This is a genomic window from Pseudomonas sp. A-RE-19, from assembly GCF_019956555.1.
In the GTDB taxonomy this organism is placed as follows: Bacteria; Pseudomonadota; Gammaproteobacteria; order Pseudomonadales; family Pseudomonadaceae; genus Aquipseudomonas.
Genome location: NZ_JAHBDQ010000025.1, coordinates 25,346 through 38,389, shown reverse-complemented (window position 1 = coordinate 38,389; position 13,044 = coordinate 25,346). Strand labels below are relative to the sequence as shown.

At 62.8% G+C, this 13,044-nt stretch carries 9 protein-coding genes; 2 read left to right on the top strand and 7 right to left on the bottom strand.

What is annotated here, in order from left to right; all coding sequences use genetic code 11:
- Positions 1-49: 49 nt before the first annotated feature.
- The 4 genes from KGB14_RS17480 to pvdM form a co-directional block, all read right to left on the bottom strand.
- A complete protein-coding gene (locus KGB14_RS17480; RefSeq protein WP_223488001.1) occupies positions 50-1,699 on the bottom strand; it encodes a cyclic peptide export ABC transporter in 1,650 nt (549 codons plus the stop codon).
- A gap of 282 nt (positions 1,700-1,981) precedes the next feature.
- Complete coding sequence (locus KGB14_RS17475) at positions 1,982-2,869, bottom strand: formylglycine-generating enzyme family protein (RefSeq protein ID WP_223488000.1); 888 nt, start codon at positions 2,867-2,869, stop codon at positions 1,982-1,984.
- 43 nt (positions 2,870-2,912) lie between these two features.
- Positions 2,913-4,199, bottom strand: coding sequence for an aminotransferase class V-fold PLP-dependent enzyme (locus KGB14_RS17470; RefSeq protein WP_223487999.1), 1,287 nt, complete (start codon positions 4,197-4,199; stop codon positions 2,913-2,915).
- Positions 4,196-5,566 carry a pyoverdine-tailoring dipeptidase-like protein PvdM gene (gene pvdM, locus KGB14_RS17465; protein ID WP_223487998.1) on the bottom strand — a complete coding sequence of 457 codons (1,371 nt, stop codon included), beginning with the start codon at positions 5,564-5,566 and terminating at the stop codon, positions 4,196-4,198. Before pvdM ends, KGB14_RS17470 begins: the two co-directional genes overlap by 4 nt.
- Positions 5,567-5,873: 307 nt before the next feature.
- On the opposite strand from pvdM, the gene KGB14_RS17460 reads away from it, so the two are divergent.
- Positions 5,874-7,499, top strand: coding sequence for a PvdJ/PvdD/PvdP-like protein (locus tag KGB14_RS17460; protein WP_223487997.1), 1,626 nt, complete (start codon positions 5,874-5,876; stop codon positions 7,497-7,499).
- Positions 7,500-7,639: 140 nt separating this feature from the next.
- Here the strand turns inward: KGB14_RS17460 and KGB14_RS17455 are convergent, their stop codons facing one another.
- The 3 genes from KGB14_RS17455 to KGB14_RS17445 are packed head-to-tail and all read right to left on the bottom strand — an operon-like array spanning position 7,640 to position 12,179.
- Complete coding sequence (locus tag KGB14_RS17455) at positions 7,640-9,034, bottom strand: efflux transporter outer membrane subunit (RefSeq protein WP_223487996.1); 1,395 nt, start codon at positions 9,032-9,034, stop codon at positions 7,640-7,642.
- Between the two features lie 7 nt (positions 9,035-9,041).
- Positions 9,042-11,015: a MacB family efflux pump subunit gene (locus tag KGB14_RS17450; RefSeq protein ID WP_223487995.1), complete on the bottom strand. Its 1,974-nt coding sequence runs from the start codon at positions 11,013-11,015 to the stop codon at positions 9,042-9,044.
- Positions 11,016-12,179 carry an efflux RND transporter periplasmic adaptor subunit gene (locus KGB14_RS17445; protein WP_223487994.1) on the bottom strand — a complete coding sequence of 388 codons (1,164 nt, stop codon included), beginning with the start codon at positions 12,177-12,179 and terminating at the stop codon, positions 11,016-11,018.
- A gap of 304 nt (positions 12,180-12,483) precedes the next feature.
- Between KGB14_RS17445 and KGB14_RS17440 the strand changes: the two genes are divergently transcribed.
- Positions 12,484-12,966: a sigma-70 family RNA polymerase sigma factor gene (locus KGB14_RS17440; RefSeq protein ID WP_317851030.1), complete on the top strand. Its 483-nt coding sequence runs from the start codon at positions 12,484-12,486 to the stop codon at positions 12,964-12,966.
- Positions 12,967-13,044: the final 78 nt, after the last annotated feature.

The window sequence follows — 13,044 nt, the reverse complement described above, 5'->3', positions numbered from 1 at the left end:
CCGCGGCAAACCGGAAAATTATTTTTCCGGTCGGCCACGGCCTCGTCGATTACGCGGGTTGCAGTTCGCTTTTGACCTTGCCGGCCTCCATGCGCACCAGTTGATCGGCCACGTCGAAGTAGCGGTCATCGTGGGAGATGACGATGATGGTTTTGCCCAGGCGCTTCAGGTCGGGCAGCAGTTCGGTGTAGAAAATGCGGCGGAAGGTCGGGTCCTGATCGGCCGCCCATTCGTCGAACACCAGCACCGGTCGTTCTTCGAGCCAGGCATTGACCAGCGCCAGGCGTTTGCGCTGGCCGGTGGAAAGGTCGGTGGTGCTGAACGCGCCGTCGCGCACGCTGACCTTGTGCGCGATCTCCAGGCGTTCGAGGTAGCGCGTGGCATCCTGCGGCACTTGCCGGTCGCCCTGAATCAGGTCATCGAACAGGTAATAGTCAGCAAATATCGTGGTGAAATGCTGCCGGTAGTCATCGCGGTTGAGGGCGGTGATCGGCTGATCGTTCACGCGGATTTCGCCCTCGGTGGGCGCGTAAAGCCCCAGCAGCAACTTGATCAGCGTGGTTTTACCACAGCCGTTTTCACCGACGATGAATACGATGTCGCCTTGCTCGATGCGCAGGTTGACCGGGCCGAGGCGGAAGGGCTCGCTGCCTTCCACCGGCGGGAAGGCATAACGCACGTTGCTCAGTTCCAGGCTGTGGACCGGGCCGGGTGTGTGGCCCTGATCTTCCAGCAGCAGGTGCGGTTCCGGGGAGGAAAACTGTTCGCTGAGTTCGGCGATCCGGCGAAACGCGATCTGCGCCCGGCTGATGATTGGCAGCGTGCCGACCAAATGTTCCAGCGGGCCTTTCATGTACAGCAGCACCAACACAAAACCGCTCATCACGGCTTTGTCGGCACTGGGCCAGAACGATTGCAGGGCCAGCGCCAGGCCGATGACCACGAAAAACAGCATCGAGCCGAACGACTTGGCGATGACGAAGGTATTGATCGAGCGGATCTGGGTGTCACAGATTTTCTCGGCGGTCTTCTGGATGCCGGACACGAACATGCGCTGACGTCGCGGGCGGTGGATGCGCAGTTCCTTGGCCCCTTCGGCGATGGCGTTGTAGTGCTTTTGCAGCTCGTCCTCGGAGTCTCGCGCCGCGTAAAAGCCGCGCATGCCCTTCGCCCGGGCGATGGCCTGGATTGCGGTGCCAATGACGATGGCCACCAGCATCATCAGAAACATCGGCCACGACAGCATGGCCAGATAGCCGAGGCAACCCAGGGTCACGGTCAGGGAAATCGCCAGCGGCGCGAAGGCGAAGGCGAAATCGCTGATGGTGTCCACGTCATGGGTCAGCACCGGGATCAACCGGTGGCTGCGGTAGCGCTCGATCTGGTCGATCGGCGCCGACAGCACTTTCTCCCCCAGCTCTTTGCGCAGCCTGGCGATGATGTGCTGCCCGACGTAGTTGGTGCCGATGTCGGACAAAATCGAAGTCAGCAGCGCCAGCACGCACAGCCCGGCGAAAATCATCACCACGGTGCGGGTCAGGCCATCGGCGGAGTGCAGGGCATTGTTGATAGTCGCCAGCAACACGGTGACGCTCAGACCACCGATCATGCCGAGCACGATGGACACAGAGACGATCAGGCGGAAGGGCTTGAGCAGGGCGAACAATTCGTTGATCGCCCCACGCGTTGGCTTGGTCATGGAGGATTCCTGCTTCGATGCGGAGTGCGGAGGGAGTGCCGGTACTTAAGGAAAACGAATGGTTGCGGGGTTTATTTAATCGGCTGCAGAGGGTAATTGCCGGTTAGTCACAAGACCTGTGGTGAGGGGGCAGGCCCTAATGCTGGTAGGCAAAGCCGCGCAAACTTGTGGGAGCGAGCCTGCTCGCGATAGCGGTGGGTCAGGCAACATTGATGCTGAAGGTGCCGCCGTCATCGCGAGCAGGCTCGCTCCCACAAGGGCAAGCCCCTCGCCACAGAGGATTCAGAGCTCACGCACCACGCGAAACCCCAGCCAGTCGCCGCTGCTGGTGGGCAGGCTGCTGTTGCGATTGCCGGAGCGGGAAAACACCGGCGCTTCGCCCCAGTCGTTGCCGCGCATCACCTGGCGTTTGCAGTTTGGCTCCAGCCACGGGCTGCCGTCGCTGGGCACGCCGACATAGTCTTCGCGGTAGCAATCGGCGACCCACTCGTAAACGTTGCCGTGCATGTCGTACATGCCAAAGGCGTTGGCCGGGAAGGTGCCGGCCGGGGAGGTGAAGTTGTAGCCGTCGGCGGCGCCATAGGTGTTGGCGTTTTTCGAGATCTGGTAATCGGCGCCTTCATCGAACGCAAACGGGAAAGACCCGGTACTGCCGGCACGGGCGGCGTACTCACGGATCGATTCGCTGGGCATGCGATAGGCATGACCGGTTTTCTTCGACAGCCAGGCGATATAACCCTGGGCCTCGGCCGCGTTCATGCACACGGCCGGGTGGCGCGCGGTCTGCTTGAAGCTGGGTTTGCCGGCCGTGCAGCGCCGGCCCGGGCGATCATCGAAGTCGGCGGGGGTGTTGCCGGTGGCGCGCACGTATGCGTCCCATTCGCCGGCCAGTACCTGGAAGCGACTGATGGCGAAAGGGCGGGTGAAGGTCACTTCATGCAGCGGACCTTCATCGGGCTGGTGGCCGACTTCATCCTCTGGCGTGCCCATGGTGTAGCGGCCGGCGGGCAGCACGACCATTTCCGGACAGTCCTTGCAGTCCTTGAACACCTTGCCGGGGGCGGGCGGGGTTGCGGCCTGTGCGGTGCCGGGCAGCGGGCCGGCGAGCAGTGCGGTCAGCGCCAGGGCCGATAGGGTTCGCAGGGAAGAGGGCATTTGGAGCGTTTTCATAAGTCGTCTCGGTTAAAGGAAAACGGTGCCTCGCAGCGAGGGTTCACGCGGAGCGTTTTTTACCCAGCACGTCGATGAAGCGGTCCACCTCGGCTTCGGTATTGAGCAGGCCCGGCGCGGTACGGATCACCGGGCCGACGTCGCGGCTGACCGCATCGCTGACAATCCGGTTTTGCATCAGGTGAGCGGCCATGGCATCGCTGTCCTGACCCTTGACCCGGAAGAAGCTGAACCCTGCCGAAAACCCCGGATCGACCGGGGTGACCAGCTCGACGCCCGGCTGCTCCTGCAATCGTTGTTTCAGGTAGCTGTTGAGCTGATGGATGCGCGCCTGGACGTCGGCCTTGCCCAGTTCCAGGTGCAATTTGAACGCTTCGTCCACGGCCCAACGATGTTCGAAAGCGTGATAGCCGCCCGGGGACATGGTGGTGGAAAAGGTCGTGGCTTCGGAGAAGGTCGGCACGCTCGGGCTGACGTCTTTCAGTTCTTCGCTGCGGCTGCAAACGATGCCGGTGCCGCGGGGGCCGAACATCCATTTGTGGGTGCCGGCAATGAAGAAGTCGCAGTTCATTGCCGGGAAGCTCAAGTCTTCGACGCCAAAGCCGTGCACGCCGTCGACCACGTAAACGATCCGGTCCTGGTCGTCGCGCTGGCGATTGTGTTCATCGACGAGTCCGCCGATGTCGCTGATCGGCAGCTTCACGCCACTGCCCGAGTGCACCCAGGTCATGCCCAGTACGCGGGTCTCGGGGCGGATGTTGCGGTTGAGGGTATCCAGCACCTGATCGGCCGAGATCGACTGTGGCTGTTCGAACAACTGAATCTTGCGCACCCGGGTGCCATCGCGCTGGTTGCGAAACTGCAGGATGTTGTTCGTGGAATAGTGCTCGTGAACCGTGGTGAGGATTTCCTGATCGGGGCGCACCTGCACGCCGCCATAAATCATCGCCAGGCCTTCGGTGGTGCTGCCGGTGAGGGCGATCTGTGTCGGTTTGGCCTGCAAATACCGGCCGGCCCAGAGCCGCACGTTTTCTTCGCGCTGGTGGGTCACGCCCTGGTCCCAGTCCATGGCCAGCCCGGGATTCAGGTCCAGCGCGGTGCGGTGACGGGCGATGGCCTCGCGCACGGGTTTGGGGTGGGAGGTCACCAGAAAATTGGCGAAGTGGATGTAGTTCGGGTCCTGGTCGAACAGCTGACGCAATTGCGCCCATTTGTCCCGGGGCAGGGCTTGCATCTGCGCGGCAGCGACCGGTGAGCCGAGGCTGGCACCCAATGGCAGGCAGGCGGCGAGGATCCCGGCCTGTTTCAGAAAGGTCCGACGGTCGCTCATGGCTTGACCGGTTCCTGGCGAGAAATCAGCGTGGGCTTCGCGGCTTTCTGCACCTGTTCCCAGACCCGCAGGAAGTTACCGCCCCAGAGCTTGGCGATATCGGCTTCGGAATAACCGCGCTGGATCAGTTCGGCGGTGACATTGCGGATCTCGCCGACATTTTCCCAACCCTTGATGCCGCCGCCGTCGTTGAAGTCCGAGGCGATGCCGACGTGGTCGATGCCGACCTTGCGCACGGTGTAATCGATGGCATCGCCGAGGTCCTTGAGCGTGGCCTTGGGTTCTTCTTCGAGAATGGCATACAGACCGCTGGCGTATTGACCGAGCTTCTGTTCAGACCAAGCGGTGATGATCGGGTCGCCGGGCATCAGCGCCATCGCCAGGTTGGGCAATGGCGGCAGATCGAAGCGCGCGCGCAGGGCGTTGAGTTTGTCCTGTGTGCCTTGGGTCAGCGGTTTGAGGTATTGCGAGAAACCGACCACTTGCACCACACCGCCGCTGTTCTTGATCAGCTGCAGCTCCTTGTCGCTGAGGTTGCGCGGGATGTCCACCGAGGCCCGTGGCGCCGAGTGCGAGGCCACCATCGGCGTGCGACTCAGTTGCGCCACTTGTTCCAGGCCTTTGGTCGACATCTGCGACACATCAATGATCACGCCCAGATCGTTCAGGCGCTGCACCGCCAGTTTGCCGATGTCCGACAGTCCGTCGAGGGCATCGGGGGAGTCGTTGAAAAACGGCAGCGGTCGTGACGAATCGGCCCAGCTGTTGTTGCCGATGTAGCTGAAACCGAACATGCGCATGCCACGGGCGGCCCACAGGTCCAGTTTGTTCAGGTCATTGCCCAGCGGATAGGCGTTGAGCATGCTGATGAAAATCGCAAACTTGCCTTCGCCGTGCAGGCGTCGGAAGTCGTCGGGGGTGTAGGCGATGCCGACCTGATTGGGGAAGTCGCGCACCAGGCCGGAGATGATTTTGTAGCGTACCTCCTGCTGGTTGCGTGCTTCTTCGACGAAACCGTCGGTGGGCCTGTGCGGCGCATTCGGGCCGTTCCACATTTCCGGCCAGCCGAACACCGTCAGGGCTGCGCCGGACAGTCGGCCACGGTTGGCCTTGATCAAATCGAACTGGCCGGAACCGTCCTTGTCGGCCTCGTTGCCGTGGGCGCCGAAGCTCAGGGGAACGGTGATGTGGCTGTCGAAGGACAGAATCCGCTCCTGCAGTTCGGTGGCTTGTTTCATGACCTTGACCGGGTAGCCGGGGTTGTCCTTGAACCCGTAATCCCAGACCAGCCAGCCTGCGCCGGCACTGATGGCCAGGGCCAGTGGCAGGCCGAGGTACAGAGCTTTTTTCGAACGTGTTTTTGTCATCGCCATCTCAGTCAGGTTCGCCGCCCCGGTGCAGGCGCAGGGGCCTTTGCTATCTGGGAGGAACGAGTGGACGACACAGGAATTTAGGTGGTCCCGAAAAAGATCACAGGCTGCGCCAACGCCTACATTTGAAATGCGATCCCCCGTAGGAGCTGCCGCAGGCTGCGATCTTTTGATCTTGCTCTCCGGCGGCCCCGAAAAGATCGCAGCCTTCGGCAGCTCCTACAGGGATCGCATTTAAATTTGTAGAGGCAACAAACGTTCTAGCTTGGATAAAGCCTGCTTCAGGGCTGACACAGGTAGGGCAATGACGATTTCTCGACGCTGGTTCATGGCGGGCCTGGCGCTCACGAGCGCTGTGGTGCCGGCCGCTTTTTATGCTCATCGTGAGTTGACCCGGGATAAGGAACCGATCACGCCGGGGGAGGCCGCGGTCGACCTGGCCAGCACCGCCGGCCAGCAACTGGCCGACAGCTTGCGTGGGGTCTGGGACATTCGTTTCGTCGGCAGCGATGCCGGGCTCGATGGCTTGCCGCAGGGCGGGCTGGAGCTGTTTCTCGACATCGCTCATCGCGGGCGAGGGTTGCGCGGTTACCTGGACACCGGCACTCACCTGCGCGGGGAAGGCCAGCCGCGCTATCAGGTCATCGGCGATCTGGCACCGGCCACTGGCGCCGAGCTGTACTGGCGGCTGATGCGCACCGACGCCCCGTTGGTGGCGCCGGTTTATGAGTTCAAGGCAAAGCTCGATGAGGTTTGGGCAGCTTTCGGCAACGCCGGCAGCGGTACGTTCAGCGGCCAGGTGCTGAGCCTGAATCGCCCGTTGGGTTTGCCCGAACGCGACAGTCGTTTTATCGCCATCAAGCGCCGGTTTCCCGAAGCGCGGGAGCGAACTGCCCTCAATCCGGCGTTTCTGGCGTGGCTGGTGTCCCCCGAGCATCGATTGTTTCATCAGCTCTGGCACGCGTCCCGGGACAAATGGCACAAGCTCTCGGAGAAAAAACGCGAGGCGTTGCGCGGTATTGGCTGGCAACCCGGCCCACGGGACAAGGAGCGTGATGCTCGCGGGCCGCGCAAGGACCGCAACGGTTCGGGGATCGATTTTTTCTTCATGCACCGGCACATGCTCGGCATCGCCCGGTCCATGCAGGATCTGCCTTCATGGCCGGCGTTCCCCTTGCCGCAGCCGGAACTCGAGCGTGATCGCCAGGGCTTCGCGCGCTATTTCGACAATCACGACGGCAATGCCTTGCCGCCGACCTGGTTGACCGAGGGCGATGACGAATACACCAAGTGGGTCAGTGACATCAAAGCCGCAGAGACCTATCACAGCAACTTCCAGGTCTGGGAGTCGCAGTACCGGGATCCGCGTTACCTGTCGAAACTGACCCTCGGCCAGTTCGGCTCGGAGGTCGAGCTGGGCCTGCACGACTGGCTGCACATGCGCTGGGCGTCGGTGGCGCGGGACCCGTCCAACGACATACCGGTGCCGATGGCCCGGGATCAGGCCGACTTCGCGGCGCGCTGGTATGCCCCGGAAAACGACTTTCTCGGCGATCCGTTTTCGTCCCACGTCAACCCGGTATTCTGGCGTTTCCACGGCTGGATCGACGATCGCCTCGAAGACTGGTTCCGCGCCCATGAGCGTTTTCACCCCGGCGAGCTGAGCCGCCTGGAGGTTAACGGCGTGCCATGGTTTGCGCCGGGGCGTTGGGTGGAAGTGGGCGATCCTTGGCTCGGGCCGGACACCCATGGCTGCAGCACGACCCCGGGGTTGCAAACGGGGCGCTCGGTGGAAATGGACCCGGAAACCATGAAGCTGGCGTTGCGCATTACCTTTGGCGATGAAGACAACATGAGCAAGCTGTTGCGCAAAGTGCCGCGACGGCCGTGGTATGCGCGGCATTTGAAGGTCAAGGGATGGCCGGTTTAATCAGATGGACCGCGTTATCGTTCTTTCGCGAGCAGGCTCGCTCCCACACTGGACATCGCTGAACACAACGTTTGTGCACGACGCAAATCCAATGTGGGAGCGAGCCTGCTCGCGAAAGCGATCTCAAATTTCACACTGAGTTAGAGCACCTGCCACCCCCCACCCAACGCCTTGTACAGCGCAATACTGGCCTGCAACCGCGACAATCTCAGTTGCACATTCAAATCCTGGGCGGCATACAGCGTGCGCTGGGTTTGCAGCACCGTGAGCAGGTCTTCGGCGCCGGCCTGGTAGCGGCGCTGGGCGATGTCGAAAGCGCTCTGCGCCTGGCTCAGTTCTTCCCCTTGCCACTGACGTTGTTCGTCCAACCCATGAATGCTGTTGAGGGCTTTTTCCACATCGGCGAAGCCGTTGATGATTGCCCCGCGATAGGTTTCCAGCAGTTCCTGTTGGCGCGCCGTGGCTTTGTCGCGGGCGGTGCTGAGGCGACCATTATTGAAGATCGGCGCCACCAACCCCGAGGACAGGTTGTAAAAGGTGGTGCGCATGAGGTCCGAGGCCAGGTCGGCGCCGGTGCCCAGGCTGGCGGTGAGTGTCAGGGTGGGCAGCATCGCCGCGCGGGCGACGGTCACATCGGCCTGGGCGGCGGCGAGTTTGGCTTCGGCGCTGGCGATGTCCGGGCGACGGCTCAACAGTTCACTGGGCACGCCGCTGGCAATGTCCGGCCAATGCAATTGATCGAACGGCTGCTCCGTCAGCGTCAGTGCCTGCACCGGTTGGCCGAGCAGGGCAGCGAGGGTGATCCGCGCTTCCCGGGCCTGTTGCTGCACCAGCGGCAGTTTGCGTTGCTGTTCGGCCACCAGGCTTTTTTGCTGAGCCAGTTCCAGTGCGGTGGCGCTGCCGGCGTTGTAGCGGGTCTGCACCAATCGCAAAACGCTTTGGGCATTGGCCAGGTTCAGCTCGGCGATCCGCTGCTGTTCACGCAACGACAGGGCCTGGGTGTAGCTGTTGGCCACGCCGCTCTGCAAGGTCAGCTCGACGGTGGCCCGGTCGAACTCGCTGGCCTGCAAGCCGAGCAGGGCACTGTCCCGGGCCGCCCGTTTACCGCCCCAGAAATCGATTTCGTAACTGGCGCTCAGTTCGGCATCGTAATAATTCAGCGAGCGATTATCGGGGCTGACGTCCAGTTGGCTGTACCCCTTGCCATGCAGCAAGCGTTGGCGATTGGCATTGAGGCCGGCCTTGAGTTCGGGCAGCAACGGGGCGCCGGCAATGGTGGCGCTGGCCTGGGCCTGCTGCACCCGGGCAACGGCGGCGGCCAGGTCATGGCTGCCCACGCTGGCCTGTTCGATCAGGCGATTCAGCTGCGGGCTGCCGAACTGCATCCACCATTGTCGATTGCTGTGTGCAGCGGCCGCGGTGTTCGGCGATTGCCAGGCGGCGGGGGGTTGCAGGCCGCTGTCGGGGCGCGGCGCAGGGTTGCTGCAGGCGACCAGCAACAGGCTGGCGGCGAGAAGGGCCAGGGGCACTTTCATAGGTCGATCATTCACTGGTAAGGGCCGTGACCGGATCGAGCCGGGCAGCCTTGCGGGCAGGCATGAAGCCGAAGATGACACCGGTGACCAGGGCGCAGCCGAAGGCGCCGAGCACGGCGAACAACTGGAACGCGACCGCGACATTGCCGAGCAGCAGCACGCCACCGACCAGCAGCGCCAGACCGATCCCGGCGACACCGCCGACCACCGAGAGCATCACCGCCTCGGTGAGAAACTGGCGCAGGATGTCGCGCTGACGGGCGCCGGTGGCCATGCGAATCCCGATTTCCCGGGTGCGTTCACGCACGGTCATCAGCATGATATTCATGACGCCGATGCCGCCGACCAGCAACGAAATCGCCGCAATCGAACCGAGCATCAATGACAGCGTGCCCTGGGTGCGGGCCTCGGCCTGGATCATGGCGGCGTTGTTGGTCAGTTCGAAATCGCGCTTGCCCTTGTGCTCACGCAGCATCGCTTGTTCGATCGCCTGCTCGGCCTCTTTGACCTTGCGCGCATCCTTGGCGGCGATCACCACATACTCGGGGTTGCGACTGCCGAACAGCCGCACACTGGCGGCGGTATAGGGCACGGCGATGCGGTTGTCGCTGTCGGCGTCGCCGGAGCTGGAACCTTTTTCGGCCAGCACGCCGAGCACCTGAAACGGCACGTTTTCGATCAGGATGTACTGGCCGATCGGGTCGATCAGGTCTTTGAACAGTTTCTCCCTGACCTTGTGGCCGATCACCGCGACCGCGGCGGCACTGTCTTCATCGGCCTGGGTGAAATAGCTGCCCTGAACCACCGGCCAATTGAAGATGCTCGGGAAGTTGGTGTCGTTGCCGCCCACATAGGCAGTGTGATCGGCGTTACCGAAACGCACGCCGGCCGTCGAACCGTTGACCGGCATGATTCGCTGCACCTGGGGCAAGTTGGCAAGCGCGGCGACGTCGTCGAGGGTAATGATTCCGGGCGGGGTACGCGGATTGGGCGCGGCGCCGCTGAGGTAAATGATGTTGGAACCGAAGGCGCCCATCTGCGCCATCACCTGTCGTTTACTGCCTTCGCCCACTGCCAGCATCACCACCACCGATGCAACGCCAATGACAATCCCCAGCAGCGTCAGGGCAGTGCGGAAGCGGTTGATCCACATCACGCGCCACGCCGCCTGAACCGCGTCCAGCAGTTCGCCTTGCCAGGCGCCATTGGCCTCGCTGCCGACGCTCAGGCGCTGGCGCAGGTCCACGGCTTGCAGTGCGCCGGGGCGGGCCGTACGGGGAGCTGCCGAGGGGGGTGTGGCGGTGTCGCTGATGATCAGACCGTCGCGGATTTCGATGACCCGGTTGGCTCGCCTGGCCACTTCCCGGTCGTGGGTGATCAGGATCACCACATGCCCCTGACGGGCCAGTTCGTCGAGCAGGCGCATGACTTCGGCGCCGCTGTGGCTGTCGAGGGCGCCGGTGGGTTCGTCGGCGAGGATGATGTGACCGCCGTTCATCAACGCCCGGGCGATCGACACCCGCTGCTGCTGGCCACCGGAAAGCTGATGCGGACGGTTGCCGGTGCGCGAGCCCAGGCCGAGACGCTCGAGCAGGGCCGTCGCGCGGGCATGGCGTTCGGCCGCCGGAGTGCCGGCATAAATGGCCGGCATCTCGACGTTTTCCTGGGCCGAGCCGGACGGGATCAGGTGGTACCCCTGAAACACGAAGCCGAAGGCCTCGCGCCGTAGCCAGGCTAGCTCGTCACTGCCCAGGCTGGCGACGTTTTCCCCGGCGAACAAGTAGTCGCCGCTGGTGGGGCGGTCGAGGCAGCCGAGGATGTTCATCAGGGTCGATTTGCCGGAACCGGAGGCGCCGACAATGGCGACAAATTCGCCAGCGTGGATCGACAAGTCAATGCCGCGCAGCACCTCCACCAAAGGGCTGTCACCACCGCCGTAGGCTTTGCGGATCTGTCGCAGGTCAATCAGGGGCGTTTGCATTCAGCCTCCGCTGGCAGTGAGCGGAGCGCTCAGCACATGCTCGCCTTCCGCCAGCCCGTCGAGAATCTGTGTGCGTAACCGATCGCTGATCCCGGTGCGAACTTCGCGGCGCTGAACCTCGCCGTTGGCTGCCACCACTTGCGCCACCTGGCGATCCGTCGCGGTGCCGTTTTGCAGGGCGGCGGTGGGCACCGTCAGCACGTTCTGCGCCTGCCGGGCGACGAAAAATACCTGGGTGGTCATGTCGGTCATCAAGGCGTTGTCGGCGTTGTCGACATCCAGCAGCACGGTGTAAAGCACGACTCGTTCGCTGCCGCTGCGACCGCTGGTGGGGCTGCCACCCTGGGCCTGTTCGAGCGGGCGCGGCGGCACCGGCAAAATCTGCCGCACGGTGCTGCTCCAGCGCCGGCTGCCACCGCTGAGCGTGGTGAACCAGGCGATCATGCCGGGTTTGACCTGGCCGATATCGGCCTCGGACACCTCGGCCCATACGGTCATCGGTGACAACCGGGCGATGCGCAAGATCAGCGGCGTCTGTTGTTGGGCGTTGAGCGTCTGGCCTTCCCGGGCGCCGACGGCGACCACCGTGCCGGACATCGGCGCGTAGATCCGCGTGTAACCCAGCTGCGCTTCATCGCTGCGCAAACTGGCCTGGGCTTGACGAATCTGCGCCTGGAACATGTCGATGCGCGCTTGGGTCGCCCGCACTTCGGCGCGGGCGGTTTGTACATCTTCTTCGCGGGTCGCGCCGCCGGCCTTGAGGTGCTGCTGGCGCTGGTACTTTTGCTGCGCCAGGTCGTGCTGGGCACGCTGCTCTTGCAACTGGGCCTTGAGGTTGTCGATGGAAAAGCGCCCGGCGTCGAGTTTGGCCTTCTGGGTCGAGGGATCGATCTCCACCAGCAATTGGCCTTCCTTGACCTGATCGCCGGCCTCGACATGAATCTTCTGGATCTGCCCGGATGCTTGAGCGCCGACGTCGACGTAACGTCGCGGTTGCAGGGTGCCGAGGGCGGTCACGCTGTTTTCGATATCGGCGCGGGTCACGGCGGCGGTGGCGAGTTTCTCACGCCCCGGCGGAATCACTTGCCAGGCGGCCAGGGCCACGATGGGGATCAGGCACAGCGTGACAAACAGGGCGCGTCGGGTGGGGCGGGGACGTTTCATGCGGGGTTCCAGCCGGTGAAAATCGGCCCGTCGCTCGGCGATCGCGGCGGTGATCCGCGCCGTTGAACGCTGTCGGTGGACCGACAGACACGGGAAGCTGTCCTGTAAACGAGAACCCCGGAGCGGAATTTAAGCCGGGTGACAGGTCGGCAAATGAGGTTATTTCTCAGGCAAATGGATCCAGCGCTTTAAATCTATATGAGAATTACTATAAATTACGCCCCTTGCGCGCTGCCATCATCGTGCCGCCATCTCTTTTATGGCGCACTCTTTATGGCACAGATTGGCCCAAGAACCGGGAGTCATGTTGGAAAACTACTATCGCGAGCTGGTGTGTTTCCTCAACGCCAAGCTAGGTAACCGTCAGGTGGCCGAAGATGTGGTGCATGACGCTTATCTGCGGGTGCTGGAGCGCTCCAGCGACACGCCGATCGAACAACCCCGGGCGTTTCTTTATCGCACCGCGCTCAATTTGGTGATCGACGACCACCGACGCAATGCCTTGCGGCAGGTCGAATCCCTGGACGTACTCGACAGTGAAGAGCGCTACTTCACGCCATCCCCCCACAACAGCCTCGATCACGGTCAGCGTCTGGACATGCTCCAGCGTGCGCTGGCGGAATTGCCACGGTTGTGTCGCGAGAGTTTTCTGCTGCGCAAGATCGAAGGCTTGTCGCACCCGCAAATCGCCGAGCACCTGGGGATTTCCCGGGCGCTGGTGGAAAAGCACATCGTCAATGCCATGAAGCATTGCCGGGTGCGAATGCGTCAGTGGGACGCTCCTTAATCAGCCCTCGTTAAATTTTTTTTCATTGTCCTCGTTCCTATTCAACAGACGATCTGCTGCCGCACAAGGCCGGTCAGG